The following is a 19,920-nucleotide window of genomic DNA, read 5'->3' as shown; positions in this document are numbered from 1 at the left end:
TACCTGATAATCGGGTTTCTCAACCACTGGCACATTTTTAGTTATTGTCGAGGCTCAACTAACTACCATACAAGATGAGCTCGAATTTTGATTATGAACACGAAGAAGAATCTAATGGCGGATTTGCATTGGGTTTTCTGATTGGTGCTACCGTAGGTGCATTGGCTGCAATTCTTTACGCGCCAAAATCAGGCGTTGAAACCCGTCAGCACCTGAAAGACCTGGCTGATCAGCAAAAAGACAATCTGAAAAACCAGTGGGAAGAAACCAAGGCGAAAGCTGCGGACGCAGCTGAAATGGCGAAAGAGAAGCTGAATTCAATCGCTGATCAGGCAAAAGGTGCGGCTGATACTTACGCTGACAAAGCAAAGGGTGCAGTTGACCATGTGGCCGACGAGACAAAAACAACGGCTGACAAATTTCAAAACCGTTATTGATGAACGCCCGGGAGGATGACTTTCAGCGCATCAATCAGGGACTACCAGCTGAGCAGTCACAGATTATTCCTGTGATTGCCGAAAAGCTGGTAGTCACTACGGAGCGTGTGGAAACCGGGAGTGTCCTCGTTTCGAAGAAAGTTGTAGAAGAAGAAGTACAGATTGACCGTACCATCGAGAGTGATCAGGTGGTAGTGGAAAGAAAAGAGATCAACCGCTACGTCGAGACGGCACCGCCGGCGGTCCGGCAAGAAGGAGATGTTACTATCATCTCCGTCATGAAAGAAGTGCTTGTAGTCGAAAAACGACTGATGCTGGTTGAGGAAGTTCATATTACAAGACAGCAGGAAAAAACGCCGCAGCGCTTTTCGGAAACGTTGCGACGAGAGGAAGTAAGTGTGTCCAGAAATCATCCTGGTCAACAGGGTTAAGGGGCACGCGCATCAACAAACTATTTAATCTAAGGAAATCATGGCTAAGACAGTTGTTGGAATATTTGAATATGAAAGTGACGCGCAGCAGGCACAAAACTACCTGCTGGCAAATGGGTTCGCCGATGGCGACGTAGATATCAAAACCGCATCGTACACTTCTGATAGTAGCGCAGCAACTGTTAATCAGGACAACGATATGATGGACCGTGTCGGGAATTTCTTCAGAGATCTTTTCGACGGCGACGATGAAGAAATCAAACGATACTCAGAAGCAGGCAGACGCGGTACAATCGTCACTGTACATGCTACTGACGCTGTGGAAGCAGAAGCTGCGGCAGCAATACTTGACCAATACGGAGCAATAGACATAGATGGCAGCTCGGAAAATTACCTGGATGATAATGCCGGAATAAATACGCCGGCTACCGCATACATTGATCCTGTCGTGCCCGCATACCAGGATACGCCTGTGACTACCTACACAGAAAGTAATGTGGATACTTTTGAAAACCGTGCGCTTGACGTTACGCCCGACGAGTTGCGCCTGACAGACGAATCGCTTGTTTCAGACGAAAGAAGTGAGTCACTGCCCGTGATCGAGGAGCAGTTACAGGTTGGCAAGCGTGAAATCGAGACTGGCGGAGTACGTTTAAGAAGCCGCATTGTTGAGCGTCCTGTTCAGGAGAGCATTCGTCTTCGCCAGGAGCAGGTAAGTATCAACAGAACTCCCGTTGACCGGCTCGCATCCGAATCGGAGCTGGATACTTTCCGCGAGGGTACCATTGAAATGAAAGAATATGCAGAGATCCCTGTGATCAGCAAGGAAGCCCGCGTGGTGGAGGAAGTAAGCCTCAACAAAACGGTGGACGAGCGAAATGAAGTCATTCATGAAACGCTTAGAAACACCGAAGTGGAAGCCGAAGACCTGACGGACGAGGAAAGACTGAGAGGATCAGGACTCGATTTATAAGAACGGAATGCGAACAGCAGATGACAGGCGCCTACTTGGGCGCCTGTTTTTTTGTCAAGGCTGATCAAAGCAGCAGCACGCACATGGCCGAAGCTGAGCGTGTTATATTATTGTTATATCTTATCAGGATTTTATTGTTTCTTTTGGCTATTTCAATATTTTTGAAAGGTCTTAAATCAGCAATAAATTGAATAAGAAACCACTACCTGACGAGGCAGCGTTGCTCAGTCAGGTGAGCTGTGGCGATGAATGCGCCTTTAAGCAGCTATACGAGCATTATTCAACCGCAGTTTACAGGGTAGCATACCGGTACCTTCATTCTTCTGAAATGGCCCAGGACGTAGTTCAGGAAATTTTCCTGACGATCTGGAACAGGCGGGCGGAGTTCAGGCAAGTGAATGCTTTTCAGAGCTATTTGTTTTTTATGACCAGGAATCTCTGCCTGAAATACATGAAGGATCTGGCCAGGGAAGCGACTGCGCAGGCCGAATTTTCTGAGCGGATCGATGTGAATGGACAGGATACTTCCGAACCTTATCATGCATTGCTCGACCAGGCGCTGCAACAGCTTCCACCGCAGCAAAAAAGAATTTTTGAGCTCGCCAAGATCCAGGGATTAAGCCACGAAATGATCGCCCGGATACTCAACCTTTCGGCGAGTACTGTGAACAACCACATCACCGCCGCTCTCAAATCGATCAAATTACGCCTGCAGCAATACACGATCAGTCTGGCCTGGCTGATCCTGTCGTTCCTTCTATAATTTTCAAAAAAAAATTTCTGCGGACTAGTTACTCCCTGCCAGTTTGCACTCTTATACATAAACCGGGTTGATAAAACGGACCTGCCTGCGCAAGAGGCCGTTGTCAGCCCCGACAGGAAATTCATGAACAGATTTGAAACTTTACTAAACCGGTACCTGGGCCAAAGTGCTTCCAAAGAGGAAACAGCTGAATTATTTCGCATGATCAACACCGGAGAACATGATCATTTACTCGGTGAGAACATGCTGAAAGATCTTCGGGAACAGATGCTGGTGCCGGGTTCGCAGCAGGAAGACGAGCTGATGGAAAGACTGTACGAGCAGCATATCAAAAGCAGGATTGAAGTTAGCAGTCATACCAAATCCAGAACATTAAAGCTGAGTAGCTGGCTGGCTGCCGCGGCAGCGATAACGGGCATTGTAATGGCTTCCTGGTGGTTTTTCCGTGATCATGCTGACAGGCAGCAGGCGGGCATGCAGCGTGAAGCAAAGCCTTTTCCCATTGCGCGAACTGATGTGGCCAGCTTCCACGACAGGCAGCTCATTCATCTTCCCGATGGAAGTACGGTGCTGCTCAATAATGGTGGTGAGCTGACTTACAGCCAGGAGAACTTTGGCAAAGCCGGCCGGGAGGTCACACTTTCCGGTGAAGGTTTTTTCGATGTGAAGCATGATCCTGCACACCCGTTTGTGGTACATACCGGGAAAGTCACGACAACCGTCCTGGGTACGGCCTTCAACGTTACCGCTTCCAGGAGTGAACAGCAGGTAAAGGTAACTGTAACGCGGGGCAGGGTGCGGGTAGGTGATCAGGACAGGACTTATGATGTGATTACGCCTGACCAGCAGATTGTTGTAAATACCACTACGAACGATTTTATCAAAGAAAACGTAAATGCGCGCCTTGTTGCAGGATGGAAAGACGATTTTATCATTCTGGACAATGTCACAATGCGGGAGGCTGTAGCAATTATCTCGCAAAAGTTTAATGTAAAACTGACGCTGGCCAATGCAAAACTGGGGAATTGTCACGTGAGCGCGTCTTTTCTGAATGGCGAGCGCCTGGAACATATCCTGAAAGTGATCGCAGCTGTAAATCAGCTTTCATACACCATTCAGGCCGACGGGTCTGTGCAGCTCGATGGTGAAACAGTATGCCAATAATGACAAATTTTACAAAACAGATGAATACGTATATAGAAGATAGTTAGAATTCGTTTGCGACAATCCTGCGGGTTGTAAAGCAGAAAATCCACCCGGATTGCGGCCGGATGGATCGGAGTGCTTCAAAAATCATGTTCCAATCTTAAAAGCAATGCAAAGTATGAAAATTTTTATTACTGAACCTAACGGTTTGGGAAAGGGAGCATTACGCCGTCTTTTTCACAATCCTGATCTACAATTCGTCATGCGCGTGAGTTTTTGTTATTTGCTTCTTCTTGTGCTCAGCATGGAGCTGCTGCTGGCTGGACCGGTCCGCAGTCAGAAACTTGAAGATATACGCGTTACTCTGGAACTGCGCAACGAGAAGCTTAAATCGGTTTTCGACAAAATTGAAAAGCAGACGCGGCTGAACTTCGCTTACAATGAACTGGATATCGCATCATATAGGTCTGTCAATCTTGTAAAAGGCAGCTATAAGGTCAGCGAAGCACTGGACCTGACATTAAAAGCTACGCCTTTTGCTTATAAGCAGCTTGATAAAAGCGTGATCATTTACCGCGCCCAGCCAAAACAAGAAAGCGCATTACCAGAGAGCTCCGCTTTACCAGCAAAGGTGCAGCAGGCTATCTTCAAAATTGCTGGGAAAGTCACCACCGCCTCCGGCAGCGGCATTCCGGGTGTCAATGTTGTATTGAAAGGCACGAACATCGGGACACCGACTGACGTGGAAGGCAGGTATTCGCTGGATCTGCCCGACGGGAATGGTACCCTTGTGTTTTCTTACATCGGGTACATTTCCCAGGAGATAGCAGTGCAGTCGCAGTCGGTTTTGAATGTGGTTTTGCAGGAAAACAAACAGGTGCTCGACGAGGTGGTTGTGGTAGGATACGGTACCCAGCGGAAAGGAAGCATGACCGGCGCGGTGGGGACAATCAAGAAGGAAAACCTGCTCAGGAGACCCGTTTCAAACATTCAGCAGGCATTACAGGGCCAGCTGCCCGGCCTGACTATCGTCGATAACGGCGGCGCGCCGGGTAAGTCAAACACAACTGTGCGGGTACGGGGAGTTACGACGTTGAGCGACAATAATCCTTTGATCATTGTGGATGGAATCGAGCAGCGGCTTGCCGACATTAATCCAAATGACATTGAATCCGTATCCGTTCTGAAAGATGCCTCTTCGGCTGCGATATACGGCTCGCGCGCTGCTAATGGGGTTATTTTGGTAACTACCGTACAAGGTAAGTCTGGGAAGCTGGCGGTGAATTACCACGGCTACTACGCTTTGCAGCGGGCAAATAACAAACCGGAGCACATGGCCCTGGAACCGTTTATGCGGATGCTGAATGTAGGTGCGGTGAATGCGGGCGTGGCGCCCAAGTATACCGAGGAGTACATTCAGGAGTACGTAAATGCAACCGACCGCCTCAAATATCCGCTTCCAAACACCTGGTTTAATACACTTTACAGTGTTGCTCCCCAGCAAAATCACTCCATCTCGGTCAGCGGAGGTAATGAGGGGGTAAGATCTCGCCTAAGCCTGCGTCACCAGAACCAGGATGCGATCGTTCCCAATTCCGGATCAAAAATCAATGAGATAAGATTGAATACAGACTTCAAATTGTCGTCGAAAATCACATTGAACACAGATATCAACTACCGTTACACGTCTTTTACATCGCTGGTCAACGACAACAATCGCTATGAGAATATTTACAACCGTATGTTCCATTCAAGTCAATGGGCTGTGCCGAAATATCCCGACGGTACTTACGGACTCAGTGCGCAGGGGCACAATCCGCTCATGTATGCGGAGATAGCGGGTGTCTCCAAAACCAACGACGACTACATTATCGGCAATTTCAAAGGCAACTGGGCAATTACAAACGACCTGATGTTCTCCACGCAGTTTGCCGCCCGCTTCAACAACACGATGACGAAGGCTTTTGCCAACAAATACGAAGTGCGTGATTACTACAATAAGGATATTGTCAAAAAGAACGTCCTGATCAACAGTCTGAACGAGGACAGGATATTCTCCCGGGAGATCACGATTAATAACCTGCTTACTTATTCAAAGGAAATCGGCGCGCATGCATTCAATGTGCTGGTGGGGTATTCGCAGATCAGTAATAACGGGAATAATGTCAATGCATTCCGGCAAAATTTTTATAACAATAACATACAGTCAATCAGCCAGGGTGCGAATGATAACACTAAAAACAATGGCGGTGCCGACTATCAATGGGGCTTGCGTTCGTTTTTTGGCCGTGTTAACTATGCTTACCAGGACAAATATCTGCTGGAAGTCAACAGCCGCTATGATGGTTCCTCCCGGTTTATGCAAAACAGGCGCTATGGCTATTTTCCATCCATGTCCGTGGGCTGGCGTGTTTCCAATGAGCAGTTCTGGGAGAAGCTGTCCACTTATGTGAACGACTTCAAATTGCGCGGATCATGGGGTAAAAACGGTAACCAGGCGGTAGCGCTTTACAGCTACTTTCCGACATTGAGCCTGGTGAACTACACCTTCGATGGCGTGCCCGCATCGGGTTACGCGCAGCTGAACCTGGCCGATCCTGATCTCACCTGGGAAACCACCACGCAGACCAATCTCGGCCTCGACGCACAGCTGTTGAGCAACAAGGTTTCGTTGACGATCGACTATTACAGAAAGCGCACCAATAAGATCCTGCTGGTACTACCTGTTCCTGGAACGCTAGGGTTGAATCCTTCCGCTAGGAATGCAGGCGTGGTTGATAACAATGGCTGGGAGTTTGCACTCGGCGCTCAGAACAAGTGGAACCAGTTTGCATTGGATGTGAATGCCAATTTGAATATTAACAACAATAAGGTGGTGAGCCTGGCCGGAACCGGTCCTTATATCAGCTCCGATGAAACTGACCCTATCTTTATTATTGGTGAAGGTTATCCGATTAACTCGCATTGGGGCTATGAAACCGACGGATTGTTCCAGACGCAGGACGAAATATCCAAATACCCGACGCTGGTAGCCGGTACCAAGCCGGGAGATGTGAAGTATGTGGATTTGAATGGCGATGGGATTATCAATCCGTCCGACCGCAAGTACCTTGGCAACAGTTTCCCGAAATACACTTTCGGAATGTCGCTGAATATGTCATACAAACAGTTTTCACTGGATATCCTGTTGCAGGGAGCTGCTCAGGTGAAAACGCGCCTGGCCGGTGCGCTGGCCGAAATGGGCAACAATGAAGGGTTTACCCATGCGATCTTTACAAATAATTACTGGACACCCGAACACCGTGATGCACGTTTTCCGCGTCCGTTGAAGTCAGACCTGCGCAATTTGTCATCGTCGGACCGGATGATGATCGACGGATCTTATCTGCGGATGAAGAACATTCAGCTGGTTTATCAGCTACCGGGCAAGCTGACAGAAAAGGCATTTATCCAGCGGATGAACGTCTATGTTTCCGGGACGAACCTGCTGACTTTCTCAAAGCTGAACGAATGGAACCTGGATCCGGAGACAATCTCGGGAAGGGGAGCCGTTTACCCTCAAACCTCGCTTTACACCCTGGGCGTCAATCTTTCTTTTTAGTGATCAAAGCAAAAATTCCGCATGTCATGAATACATACTTACGAAATACCATCGCCATCATCTTACTAAGTGCGGCATCTGCCTGTGACCGCCAGCTGCTGGACACGATCCCCAACGACCGTCTGCCGGTAGAGTTGTTCTGGAAAACGGAGCAGGATGCCACAATGGCGGCCAATGCGATTTACACTTACCTGGAAGGACCGGGCATTTTCAGCTGGGACGGTATGACCGACATCGGGCATACCAACCAGAGCTTTGCAACCGAAGCCCTGATCGAAAAGGGACAAACCGACGCGCTGAATAACAAAATCCTGTCGGAATGGACCAATGCGTACAAAGGGATCAGAGCTGCCAACAGCTTTTTTAACAACATCGACAAGGTACAGAATGCAGATGCGGGGAAAATCAATGTGCTGAAAGGTGAAGTGCGGTTTTTACGGGCTTACCTGTACATGAAACTGGCCAGCTTGTACGGAGATGTTCCGCTGATCACAACTGAAATTTCATTGCAGGAAAGCAGGGAAGTGAAGCGGGAGCCTGTGGCTGAGGTCTGGAACTTTGTGGTTTCCGAGCTTACTGAGGCAGCTTCCCTGCTGCCTTCTGCCCCGAAGCAAAAGGGACGTATCTCCAAAGGTGCAGCCCTGGGATTCAAAGCGCGGGCGCTGTTGTATGCTTCACGCTATGAGGAAGCTGCGGCAGCGGCAAAGGAGGTAATGGGCCTGAATGTTTACAGCCTGTATCCTTCGTATGAAAAACTGTTTAGCTATGAGGCGGAAAATAACCAGGAAGTGCTCCTTGATAAACAGTTCATCAAGGATAACTATAACAATAACGTATTTGCAACCATGGCTCCTTACAGTCAGCAAGCCAGCACAAATTCCTTTGTGCCGACAAAGAACCTGGTAGATGCATTCGCGATGAACAACGGCAAAGACATTAACGATCCGGCAAGTGGTTTTGATCCGAAGAATCCGTACTCCAACCGCGACCCGCGGCTCAGGTATTCCGTGTTTGTAACAGGCGAGCGACTGCCAGACGGGAAGATCTATAACCCTGTTCCCGGAAGTGGCACAGCCGACGCAGTGGGTTACAGCTACATTACTTCCACGACAGGTTTTACATTGAAAAAGTACATTAATCCGCAAGACCTGGCGCAGCCTGCCAATGGAGGGATCAACATCATTCTGATGCGATATGCAGAAGTATTGTTGACCTACGCCGAGGCCAAAATCGAATTGAACCAAATGGATCAGAGTGTGCTCGACGCGATCAATCAGGTGCGGCAAAGGCCCGATGTCAATATGCCGACTTTGAAGGAGCTGGCTTCCCAGCAGATGATGCGCCAGATTGTGCGCAGGGAGCGCCTTGTAGAGCTTGCATTCGAAGGTCTCCGCTTCCTGGATCTGCGCAGGTGGCGCATTGCAGAGCAGGTTCTTCCGGGCAAGGTTTACGGGATGACTTATCTCGAAAACGGCAGTCTGAAAACCGTCGAAGCACCGGCTTTTGAAAGAGCATTCAACAAAAACAGGGATTATCTGTGGCCAATTCCACAGAAAGAACGCGATCTGAATCCCGCATTGACACAAAACCCAAATTGGTAATCTGACACAGCTATGCATATCAAACATACGAGCCTGCTTGCTTTTCTGCTTTTATTCGGCCGCCAGTCGAGCGCCCAGCAAACGATCGTGGACCAGGGGCTATATCACCTTCGCGCGGGAACAGAACGGGAGTGGGACAGCTTTACCGGCACGCCGCAAAAGCAACTTTCCATCACCTTCAATGCCAGGCAATATCCGTCGCCCGCAACACTCAGCCTGAGGCAGGAAGATGTGAAAGCCCCCTGGGTTGTGCATTTGAATGGACAAGAGCTTGGAATGCTTGATCAGGATGAAAATGCGCGTGTGAGATACCTGGCTGTTCCATCCAATGCTTTGAAGGAGAAAGGTAATGTACTGACGATTCAGTCGAAGGATTTGGGTGGAAAAACGGATCTGTTGCCTGATGATATTGTGGTAGGGGACATTCGGGTCATTGATAGTACGCCAGATCAGCTGATTGAAGAGGCGCAGGTAAATGTGCGCATTCTGGAAAAAGGGCCGGGCAGCCTGGTACCGGCAAGAATAACAATCACAACCCTGCAAAAAGCGCTGCAACCTATCGGTGTTGCGCCCGGGCAGCAGCAGCTCGCGGTACGGGTGGGATGTGTTTACACCAGTGACGGCAAAGCCTCCTTTACATTGCCTGAGGGGAAATACAGGCTGTACGCAAGCCGGGGGTTTGAGTATGGCGTAGATTCTGTTCTGTTGGAGGTGAAAAAAGGCCAGGTCTCGGACCAGCAGTTTTCCATTCAAAGGGAAGTTCCTACGAAGGGCTGGGTTGCTTCGGACACCCACATCCATACCTTCACCAACTCCGGCCACGGGGATGCGACCATACAGGAAAGGCTGGTGACACTGGCCGGAGAAGGGATTGAGCTGCCCGTCTTCACTGATCACAACATGGTATATAATGCCAAACCGATGATAAAGGAAATGGGACTGAATGCATTGTTTACCCCGGTAACCGGCAATGAATTTACCACGCAGGTGGGCCATTTCAATGTATTTCCCCTTGCTGACGGAGCCAAGCCGGCCGATTATCATGTTAAAAACTGGAAAGCGGTTTCAGAGGAATTGGCTGACCACAAGCAGGTAGTTATCCTTAATCATGCCCGCAATATTTTCTACAATTTTCAGCCATTTGGTCCATACAGGCATATTTCAGTGGCCGGGCAAGGTCTGGACGGCTGGCAATTGCCTGCCAATGCGATGGAAGTGATGAATTCAAGTGCACAGCAAAAAGACATTATGCAGCTGTACATGGACTGGTTTGGTCTTCTGAACAGAGGCCACTTTCTTTCGCCGGTGGGTTCGAGTGATTCCCACGACGTGATGCGCTACCTGGTGGGGCAGGGCAGGACCTATATCCAGTGCGAGGATGAAAAGCCGGGTGAAATCAACGTGGATAAAGCAATGGACCAGTTACTGGCCGGGCGTGTAATGGTAAGTTTCGGGCTAATGGCCGAGATCCATGTAAATGACACCTACGGAGCAGGCGAGATCGTTCCATTAACAGGGCAGGACGCAAAGGTTTCCGTGCGCGTGCTGGGACCTTCGTGGATTAAGGCAGACCGTATCTCTTTGTATGCAAATGGGAAGAAGATACGGGAAGCCCGCATTACCGGCGACGGAAAGAAGGGCGTAAAATGGGAGGGAAGCTGGACTGTGCCCGTCAAATCGCAGGATACTTACTTCGTAGCAATAGCAGAAGGGCCCGATCCATTGCGTCCGTTCTGGATCATACCTAAACCGTTTTCCCGTCTTTCCAGTGTGTGGAACCCTCAGGTAATCGGGTCCTCAGGCGCTGTCTGGGTAGATGCCGACAAAGACGCAAAAAGAACGAGTGCATTCAGCTACGCGCAGCAGCTGGTCGCGCGTGCAGGTACAGATGTGAAGCAATTGGTCAGCCAGCTCAATGCTTTTGATGAAGCAGTTGCAGTTCAAACCGCGTCCATTTTGCAGGAACAAAACAAGCTCGCGGAGGTAGTAGCATCTCCCCATTTCAAAGGCGCATCAAAACCGGTAAAAACAGGCTTTGATCTTTTTTTTACGTCACTGCAAGAGTCTGAAAAGATCAGAAAAAGTGAATAGTCATCGAGATGAGCTAAGCCGCTGTCATGTTGCTGATTGTAAGTACTAATTATGTCTCAATCCGCCCTTTAATTTGACGTTTTTAACCTCCGGTGATCCTGGACGAAACGGTAGATTTGCATGACAACAAATCAGTAAATGGATGATGCTATCAGATCCTAAATCAGAGCGTCGGAAGGCGTGGGCCTATCTCGCTATTGCGAAAACCGTTCACATGAACGATATCCCAGACATATTGCCTCCGCTCATCCCGGAAGTAAAGCAATGGATGCAGCAGCGGGACATTGAAGCCATCGGTCCTGACTTTTTTCTTTATAAATCCATGAATGAAGAAGGAGAGCTGGAATGCGAAGCGGGTTTCCCAATCAGTCGTACTGTTGAAGGCGACGGGATGGTGACCGCAGGATTTTTTCCGGGGGGTAATTACGCCAGCATTGTTTATACCGGTGATTTTAAGGATATGATGCAAGCCCACGTTGCCCTGGAAAACTGGATAAAAGAGCAAGGATTGACAGAAAAAAAGCAGGTCACAAATGGAAAGACCCAATGGGGCGGACGAACGGAATTCTACCTCGTAGATCCTGAACTCGAACCTGACCCGCAGAAATGGCAAACAGAAATCGTCTTTTTACTGGCTGATTAATGGTTTTTTTAACCAAGTTATGCCGCCCTGCCCCAGATCATTTTGGGTCGGGCGGCTTTTTTGCTTTGCTTCCACATTCAATTCCAGTTGTCGATTTTGACATCAACGGGGTCGGGGCTTCCTGCTCCGGTTTCGAGAAGTGATTTGAGGCTCATCAGAAAAACGGCCCATTTGGTGCTGCAGTGATGCATAAATTCCACCGGCTCCTGCCAGTTCAGGTGTTTGAAGAGAAGTATGACAAAGTCGCCGTCCTGTTTCAGCTCGAAACGGATGGTAGTCGGGATCCATTCTGCGGGACCGTCCACAACCTCCCAGACAACCCTGGTGGGCGCGACAAGTTCTTTCACTTTCATATCAAAACCGCCGGCTCCGAACCGGAACCCGATGATATTTCCTACCTGGTCGCCTTCGCCCCGGGTATCTGTGGTCCACCAGCCAGCCAGTCCGGCATTGGTAGTGAGTGCCTGATAAACATCTTGGGGGGACGCCTTGACCCCGATCCGGTGCAGGATATCTGCCATAGTTGCTTTTGATTAGGTGTTGGTTTCACTGTGTTGTTTTGTCAAAAGTATTGACTTGCAGAAATATAGCAACTATGCAAAATGGACAATCCGACGGGTTGATTTGGACAAGATGTATTGATACCTTTCTGCCAAAAAACATGAAAAAGATAACGATTCTCGTTCCCCAGGGGCAGGGTAACCTGAGCAGTATCGTAGGCGCTTACAAGATCCTCACCCGCGCTAATAGTTACTGGAAAGAAAAGGAGAACAAGGAAGGGTACCAGATAGAGCTGGCAGGACTTTCGGGCGAGCAGGACTTTCATGATGGGCTATTCTCGGTGCGGCCGCACACCCATTTATCCGAAGTCAAAAAGACCAGCCTGATTATCATTCCTTCCGTAAACCACCGGTTCCAGGAAGCTATAGACCAGAATGCGTACCTGATTCAATGGCTGAAAGATCAATATATGCTGGGTGCCGAGGTAGCAAGTATCTGTACCGGCGCATTCCTGCTTGCACAAACCGGGCTGCTCAGCGGCAAGAGCTGCTCAACACACTGGGCTTTCGCAGATTCATTCCGCGCCATGTTCCCGCAGGTGGATGTGAAACGCGACGGGCTAATCACCAATGAACATGGCATTTATACGAATGGCGGGGCTTTTTCATTCCTGAACCTGATCATTTATGTGGTGGAAAGGTACTTCGACAGGCAGACAGCGATTTTCTGTTCGAAAGTATTTCAGATCGATATCGACAGACAGAGCCAGGCGCCCTTTATTATTTTCGCCGGGCAAAAGTCGCATGATGATCAGATTGTAAGAGAAGCTCAGACTTACATAGAAAACAATCTGCAAAGCAGAATTTCCATTACCCAGCTGATCTCCAACTATGCTGTGGGCAGACGAAACTTTGACAGGAGATTTATCAAAGCAACCGGCAACACGCCGATCGAATACGCACAGCGCGTGAGGGTGGAGGCGGCGAAAAAGGCTTTCGAGATCAGCGCCAAGAATGTGAAAGAAGTAATGTACGAGTCGGGCTATTCGGACATGAAAGCGTTTCGTGAGGTATTCAGAAAAATCACGGGCCTGTCGCCGTTGGAATACCGGTCGAGGTACAACAAGGAAGCGGGCTTTCAAACCTTTCCCTAAGTCTCCATTCACTTTTGCGCGTCGGGCACTAATTTGCAAACTGTTAATTGTCTTTACGTATGCGGATCTCCTATCAGAATGAGTTGATTTTCCCTGAGAAGTGCGTAGGGGAGGATTCAGGAAAGCAGCTTTACCGGTATTACGAGCAGTCGGAGCAGCTGCCTGCCACTTCGCGTATTCACTGGTTTGACTTTCACACCACTCGCGCTCATACGCTCCATGTCAGCTATCCCGAAAAGTTTTACAAAATGGTGCTTTGCATTGCAGGCAAGTCGCAATCGGCGCCCAGGTTTTCCCAGGGATATGAATTCAGCACAGGACAGGCGCTTTTTTATCAAACAGATGTGGAACCCTACAAAGCGGCGCTGCCGGCAGATACAAGATTTAAGATTATCCATATCCACCTCTCGGAGGAGCATATTGCATTGCTTGCCAGCCAGGTACCCATGCTTTTTGATCAGCCGGTCAAAACAATGCGGTTATCCGAAGAATGCGCAGGTGCCTTTTTACAGTTGAAAAATATAGCAAAGGAAAGTCCTGGTCTGCTGCGCCTTTTTGAAGAAAAGCTGATCACCGACCAGCTCTTTGGTCTTGCCACACAGTTGTTGCCACGTCAGGGTAGAAAAGACATTTTGCAGGAAGCGATCTGGCACATTCATCAGGCTGACCGCTACCTGACGATCGCAGAACTCGCGCAAATGACAGGCACAAATACCTTCCGTATCAAACAGGTTTTTCGCGACGAGCTGCATACTTCCGTGTTCCAGTACCAATCAGAATTCCGGCTCGAACGCGCGGCACGCTTGCTGCTGGACACTTCGATGCCTGTGCATGAAGTGGCGATCCAATGCGGCTACGAGAGTCCGGCCGCTTTTTCCAATGCTTTTACAAAGAAGCATGGCATCCGCCCTCAGGCATTCAAAAACTCCCGGGCGCGCAAATAAGGCTCCCGTTCCCGCAAATGCTGAGATCTGCGCAGCGGTAATTTTGCTGAAAAATCCAGACGATGAAAGCAAATGTAATTACCGCTCACGGGCCAGCTCGTGCAGTTTTTGAGATCAGGGAAATACCTGAACCTGTACCAGCCGCCGATGATCTGATCTTAAAAGTGCTGACAACCAGCATCAATCCGCTCGATTGCCGCATTCGAACCAAAGCTTCAGTACCCCGCCAATTTCCGGTGGTGCTCGGTTTTGATGTGTGCGGGGTCGTTGTGGCAATGGGGAGTAATGTCAAAGGTTTTGCTGTGGGCGACCGGGTAATAGGATCACCAAGTCCCTTTCGGAATGGCGCGAATGCAGAGTATGTAGCAATGGATCACCGCTCCTGCGCATTGGCCGGCGCATTGGATGACAATACTGCCGCGGCAATACCGCTGGTTGGCATTACCGCCTATGAAGCATTGTTTGACAGACTGGCCATTCAGATGGGTGACCTGGTGGTGATACACGCCGGTGCCGGCGGGGTGGGGCACCTTGCGATCCAGCTGGCGAAGAATGCCGGATGCACCGTAATTACCACTGCCAGCCGAAGCGAGTCAATGGCGTATTGTTCCGGCGAGCTCGGCGCTGATCATGTGATTAATTACCAAAAGGAAGATGTGACCAGCCGGATAATGGATCTAACAGGCGGGCAGGGAGCGGCGCTGATACTTGACACGGTTGGCGGAGCTACGTTCAAACAATGCATTGAGTATGCAGCCTACAACGGGAAGATCTGCACGATATTGCCGGTAGCGACCGACGAGCGCGAGGGCTATCGTTTGCTTTTGAAAAATACTACATTAAGCTACCAGTTCATGGGTGGCCCTTTGCAGAACCCCGCTGACAACAGGCAGGGCAAGATTTTGGAGAAGCTCGTCGCACTGGTGGAAAGCGGGGCATTACAGACCCACATATCAGGAGTTTACGCCCTGGAAGAGCTCCCGCTCGCACACGAACAAATGGAGAAAGGCCACACAATAGGCAAGCTGGTGGTGCGTGTGGCTGAAAATGATAAAATGTATACTTAAAGATCGCGGGGGTCCTGGCTTGCTGGTACGGGTTTTATTATAAGGACGAACATTTGGAAAGGACTCCTAAAAAGTTCTTTGGACCTAACAGAGCCTTTATGAAAACTTCTAATCATGCCATTGAAATCTGGGGCGGACTTGAATGTACCATCAACCGCGTGAATGACAGCTACTTCGATCAGCTGGAATATGCAAGGCACTACGAGCGTGACGGCGATATTGAATTGATCGCCTCTCTTGGGATCAAGACTCTGCGGTATCCTGTCCTCTGGGAAAGGCACCAGCCGGACTTGGACGCGGAAATCGACTGGCGTTGCACCGAAACGAAACTACAGCAGATCCGTGAGGCGGGCATGAATGTCATTGCAGGACTTGTGCACCACGGCAGCGGACCCAGGCATGTGAATTTTTTTGACGGCAGTTTCGAAGAAGGGTTAGCAGACTATGCAGTTAGTGTTGCAGAAAAGTTTCCCTGGATCCGCTATTATACGCCGGTAAATGAACCACTTACGACGGCCAGGTTCTGCGGACTTTATGGGCATTGGTATCCCCACCTGTGCGACGAGCTCAGCTGTTACAAAATTTTGCTAAGCGAATGCAAAGCAACTGTGATGGCCATGCAGGCGATCCGCCGGGTTAATCCCGAGGCCGAACTGATCCAGACAGACGATCTGGGCAAAACTTACAGCACACCATTGCTGAGCTACCAGGCTGAATTTGAAAATGAACGCAGGTGGCTTTCCTATGACCTGATTTGTGGCACACTTACCCCCGAGCATTTGATGTGGACGCGTATGGTCACGGTCGGTATCGATCCAGAACAGCTCCACTACTTTCAGGTTAATCACTGCCGGCCCTCCGTAGCCGGCTTTAATTACTACATAACCTCTGAGCGGTATCTGGATGAGAACCTGCACAAGTATGATGCGCGGACTCACGGCGGCAACGGGATCCATGCTTACAGCGACGTGGAGGTAGTAAGAGTACCCTATTCAGAGCCCATTGGTGCGGGGGTACTGATACGCGAGGCGTGGGAGCGCTTCGGTCTGCCGATATCTATAACCGAGTGCCACTTATATAGTACGCGGGAAGAGCAGATGCGGTGGCTGCATCAAATGCTGAGTACCGCAGCAGCTTTAAAGTCTGACGGAGTGGATGTCAGGGCCGTTACCGTGTGGGCACTGCTTGGACTTTATGGCTGGGACCGGTTGGTAACCCGGCCCTGGGGCGGGTATGAGCCCGGTGTTTTCGACGTCAGCAATAATCAGGTACGTCCCACTGCACTGGCAGGTATGATCAAAGCAATCAATGCAGGAGCATCCTTTCAGCACCCGCTTCTTGAAACTGCGGGCTGGTGGCAGCGGCAAACCCGACTGTTCCCCTCGTGCAGAGACCATTCCTGGCAACCAGACGCAGAATCGGCTGGCGATTGTCAGCCGCTCTTGCTTTTGGATGAAGGTGGCGATTTCGCTGCATCAGTGCGCAGGATCTGTTTGGAAAGAAATATCCCGGTTGTGTCGCTCAGTAAAACGGCAGGCGCGGGGTTTTCATTGGCCCAAATCAAACATCTAAACCCATGGGCTATTTTGCATTGTCTTTCCCCCGATTTTAAAAGTGCTCAGGACAGTAAGGAACCCGAAGTCCTGGCCGGCTTGTGCGGCGGGTTAAATGTCCGTTACATGATCTGGCAATCGCGCGGTAATATGGATTATACTAAAAACGTGCTGGCCACGAACCCTGAGACGCTGATACTTGGCGGCTCTTGTTCTGGCCAGCACGCTGCTGATCTGCTGCACCAGGCACTCAATATGCTGCTGGACGGTGCTGCGGGGCTGCACGATCTGGAAGCGGATTTAATGGCAGAACATACAGCTGTCCATTAAACCAGACCTTTCAGGCAGCAAGATCAGTGCTTACACTACGCCGCCCATCAATGGGTCCGTTTTAGTAACAGCGCCGGTTTCTACACGACCAGCGAAGCGCTCTTCGAATCGCTGACTATCTTTCACTCTAACGCTCAGGTCATACCAGTTAAAGCTTTTAGACAAATCGAAAGTAAACCGTGTACTTCCGCCAGCCGCAATGGTCTTTTTCTTGTCACCTGTTTTATAGCTGTTATCAACGAGTTCAACGGCGTGCGCTTTGTTATCCTGGTTTGTAACTGAGATAATGACATTGCCCGTCAGCTTCGAGTTTTTTGACTCATACTCGCAGCTTACCACCAGTAGCGGGTTATTCTGGTCGCCGGTGAATTCACGGAAAAATCCGTTTGGCCCGTAAATGCGCAGGTGATATTTGCTGTTTTCAAAGTCGCTGATCTTGTACTGGTCAGCCAGTGAATCGCCTGGGGATACACTATAATCCCAGGAGCGCAGAGTCTCGTTTTGGTACGGGTTCATCGCGTATACCCGGAATGGAGAACCGGCAGCTTTCTTGCCAAAAACTCTGTTCCCGGCCTTGTACGCTACTTTGATCTGACCTGTTGCTTTGTCAAAGTGGTTATCTACATAAAGCTCGTAAGGCAGCGCGCAAGCAGCCCGCACTCCTTTTTCCTGCGTCGGGAATAATGCAGATGCTACCGGATTGGCGCTGATTTCCTGGATTTCGGTTGCTGAAAGCTTTTTGAAATTGTCAGGCGCCTGTTTGAACTGTGCCTGGTGAATGCCTTCGATGAAAGGTTTTTTGTCAAGGAACTCAGGTTTCTCAATTTTTTCGCCATTGTAAGGCCGGAACACCGAAGTAAGGTCACCGCAAATGGTACGCCTCCATTGCGTGATATTTTCGTCAACGATCTTCTTGTTGAATTTGCGCTCTACAAAATTTTCCAGGAACTGCAGTGAAGAGGTATGGTCAAACACTTCCGAGTTGACAAACCCGCCGCGCGTCCATGGTGACGCAATGATCATCGGCACCCGGTAGCCAAGCCCGATCGATCCATCACGGAGCTTGCTGTCGGACATGGAAGGGTTAGTTTGCTGTGTTTTGGTGGCAAAGTCCAGCTTAGGATCAATATTAGCTGAAACTTTACCGGTATTCTCTTTATACGGATTGGGTACTGTATAAGGTGGAAGGTGGTCGAAGTAGCCGTCATTTTCGTCGTAAGTCAAAACGAAAATCGTCTTTTTCCATACCTCCGGATTTTTGAGCAAAATCTCCATTACCTCGCTCACATACCAAGGCCCGAACCAGGGCTGCCCCGGGTGATCAGAGAAATGCGCAGGCGGCATCAGCCAGGATACAGCCGGCAATGTACCGTTTTCCACGTCCTGACGGAACTGATGAAATACATCCCCTTTGGGTACACTCAGCGTCCGCTCTGTTCCATTGTCGTCGTATTGCATGGATGAGAGTGCGTGGAAGTCCGCATCGTTGATGTTTGTTGTAAATGCCATGGTATTCAGGCTTTTCTCATTTTTCGATAATGCATTGAAAGTGTCGGCGTTGAATTTCGCCTGGGCTGTCTCGATGTTGGCGAGTACTTTTTTAGCAGCTGCCAGCTTCTGTGCATTTCCGTCGCCCGGTTGTTTTTCAAGCGCTTCGATGGTTTCCAGAATGGCCTCTTTTTTGGTTTGAAGATTGGCAATACCACCCTCGTGGAAGCGCACATTGTACTGCTTGAAATATTCCAGCACATTGGTCCCGAAGTTACTCAGCCACGAGCTTTCTTCCCCTTTCAGCCCGTAACCCATTGTGATTTCATTCTGGTAAACCTTCCAGGGGACACCGATTTCTTCGAGTCTTTCGGGGAAAGTTTTCCAGGTTAGTTCAGGATAAACGTAGTTGCTGATGTTCCATAAATGCGCCTTTGCATCGGCCTCGTTCTGCTCGCGTACAGTTCCGCTCATCCAGTAATAGCGGTTGGGGTGGGTTCCTGTGATGCTCGAACAGAAGTTGTGATCGCAAACTGTAAATGCATCTGCGAGAGAGTAGTAGAACGGGAAGTCGGACCTGTCGCAGTAGCCCATTGTGAGCGGAATGTGGGAAAATTCCTTGCGGCCCGGCTTCTTCACGTCCAGCCATTTGTCGTACTTACCACCGTTCATCGCATCAGTCTGGTCGCTCCAACCGTGCGGCACCGATCCCATCCACGCCACTTTGGTATCTTTTACATTCAGGTGAAACGGCGCATAGGTATCGCCTTCCTTATTGGACTGGAACCAGACCTTATTCTTATTCGGCAGATCAATCGCACGCGGATCATTATAACCGCGCACGCCCTGCAAGGTACCGAGCTGGTGGTCGAAAGACCTGTTTTCGAGCATTAAGAAAACAATATGTTCGGCATCGTAAAACGTACTTCCGGGTTCAGGATTAATGGCCAGCGCCTGCTGAATCACAGGCGGCAGCATATTGGCCATAGTACCTGTACCGGCCAGCATAGCCGCTTTTTTAAGAAAATCTCTGCGTGAATCCATTTAATAATTAGTGGTAGTTGCGCTTAGTCGCAATAAAAATAAGATTAAAAAAGAAGCACAAAATTATCCCAACCCACAGTGCCAAATGTTAAGTCGCTGTTACGATTTGATGATTTTTTGGGTGGGGGGTAAATGAGGCGATGTACGCTTTCCC

At 49.5% G+C, this 19,920-nt stretch carries 15 protein-coding genes; 13 read left to right on the top strand and 2 right to left on the bottom strand.

From position 1 onward, the window contains the following. The first annotated feature begins 74 nt into the window (after positions 1-74). The 9 genes from Q369_RS28410 to Q369_RS0117480 all read left to right on the top strand — a co-directional run bounded on the left by Q369_RS28410 (position 75) and on the right by Q369_RS0117480 (position 11,686). The gene (locus Q369_RS28410) at positions 75-437 is read left to right on the top strand and encodes a YtxH domain-containing protein (protein ID WP_051664123.1); all 363 of its coding nucleotides are present in this window, start codon (positions 75-77) and stop codon (positions 435-437) included. Further along, a complete protein-coding gene (locus tag Q369_RS0117520; protein WP_051664122.1) occupies positions 437-868 on the top strand; it encodes a YsnF/AvaK domain-containing protein in 432 nt (143 codons plus the stop codon). The genes Q369_RS28410 and Q369_RS0117520 overlap by 1 nt, the downstream gene beginning before the upstream one ends. A 40-nt stretch (positions 869-908) precedes the next feature. After that, positions 909-1,841 carry a YsnF/AvaK domain-containing protein gene (locus Q369_RS0117515; RefSeq protein WP_035333650.1) on the top strand — a complete coding sequence of 311 codons (933 nt, stop codon included), beginning with the start codon at positions 909-911 and terminating at the stop codon, positions 1,839-1,841. A gap of 187 nt (positions 1,842-2,028) precedes the next feature. Next, complete coding sequence (locus tag Q369_RS0117505; protein ID WP_031529082.1) at positions 2,029-2,604, top strand: RNA polymerase sigma factor; 576 nt, start codon at positions 2,029-2,031, stop codon at positions 2,602-2,604. Positions 2,605-2,727: 123 nt separating this feature from the next. Next, positions 2,728-3,768 (top strand): FecR family protein, encoded by a 1,041-nt coding sequence (locus Q369_RS28405; RefSeq protein WP_051664121.1) that lies wholly within the window; start codon positions 2,728-2,730, stop codon positions 3,766-3,768. A gap of 160 nt (positions 3,769-3,928) precedes the next feature. Beyond that, on the top strand, positions 3,929-7,351 hold the full coding sequence (locus Q369_RS0117495) for a TonB-dependent receptor (RefSeq protein ID WP_051664120.1): 3,423 nt from the start codon (positions 3,929-3,931) through the stop codon (positions 7,349-7,351). A gap of 26 nt (positions 7,352-7,377) precedes the next feature. After that, positions 7,378-8,952: a RagB/SusD family nutrient uptake outer membrane protein gene (locus Q369_RS0117490; RefSeq protein WP_031529079.1), complete on the top strand. Its 1,575-nt coding sequence runs from the start codon at positions 7,378-7,380 to the stop codon at positions 8,950-8,952. Between the two features lie 12 nt (positions 8,953-8,964). Continuing rightward, positions 8,965-11,043, top strand: a complete 2,079-nt coding sequence (locus Q369_RS0117485) for a CehA/McbA family metallohydrolase (RefSeq protein WP_031529078.1) — start codon at positions 8,965-8,967, stop codon at positions 11,041-11,043. Between the two features lie 142 nt (positions 11,044-11,185). Further along, positions 11,186-11,686 (top strand): GyrI-like domain-containing protein, encoded by a 501-nt coding sequence (locus Q369_RS0117480; protein ID WP_051664119.1) that lies wholly within the window; start codon positions 11,186-11,188, stop codon positions 11,684-11,686. A gap of 77 nt (positions 11,687-11,763) precedes the next feature. On the opposite strand, the gene Q369_RS0117475 is transcribed toward Q369_RS0117480, so the two are convergent. Continuing rightward, on the bottom strand, positions 11,764-12,207 hold the full coding sequence (locus tag Q369_RS0117475; RefSeq protein WP_031529076.1) for an SRPBCC family protein: 444 nt from the start codon (positions 12,205-12,207) through the stop codon (positions 11,764-11,766). Positions 12,208-12,347: 140 nt separating this feature from the next. Between Q369_RS0117475 and Q369_RS0117470 the strand changes: the two genes are divergently transcribed. The 4 genes from Q369_RS0117470 to Q369_RS0117455 all read left to right on the top strand — a co-directional run bounded on the left by Q369_RS0117470 (position 12,348) and on the right by Q369_RS0117455 (position 17,234). Then, a complete protein-coding gene (locus tag Q369_RS0117470) occupies positions 12,348-13,340 on the top strand; it encodes a GlxA family transcriptional regulator (RefSeq protein WP_031529075.1) in 993 nt (330 codons plus the stop codon). Positions 13,341-13,399: 59 nt separating this feature from the next. Beyond that, the gene (locus tag Q369_RS28400; protein ID WP_031529074.1) at positions 13,400-14,284 is read left to right on the top strand and encodes a helix-turn-helix domain-containing protein; all 885 of its coding nucleotides are present in this window, start codon (positions 13,400-13,402) and stop codon (positions 14,282-14,284) included. 62 nt (positions 14,285-14,346) lie between these two features. Continuing rightward, positions 14,347-15,351, top strand: a complete 1,005-nt coding sequence (locus Q369_RS0117460) for a quinone oxidoreductase family protein (protein WP_031529073.1) — start codon at positions 14,347-14,349, stop codon at positions 15,349-15,351. Between the two features lie 98 nt (positions 15,352-15,449). Beyond that, positions 15,450-17,234, top strand: a complete 1,785-nt coding sequence (locus Q369_RS0117455) for a family 1 glycosylhydrolase (RefSeq protein ID WP_157488232.1) — start codon at positions 15,450-15,452, stop codon at positions 17,232-17,234. Positions 17,235-17,264: 30 nt separating this feature from the next. On the opposite strand, the gene Q369_RS0117450 is transcribed toward Q369_RS0117455, so the two are convergent. After that, a complete protein-coding gene (locus Q369_RS0117450; RefSeq protein WP_031529071.1) occupies positions 17,265-19,766 on the bottom strand; it encodes a phosphocholine-specific phospholipase C in 2,502 nt (833 codons plus the stop codon). Between the last annotated feature and the right edge of the window lie 154 nt (positions 19,767-19,920).

The organism is Dyadobacter crusticola DSM 16708, from assembly GCF_000701505.1.
Classification (GTDB): Bacteria; Bacteroidota; Bacteroidia; order Cytophagales; family Spirosomataceae; genus Dyadobacter; species Dyadobacter crusticola.
This window is presented reverse-complemented; position numbering and strand designations above follow the sequence as displayed.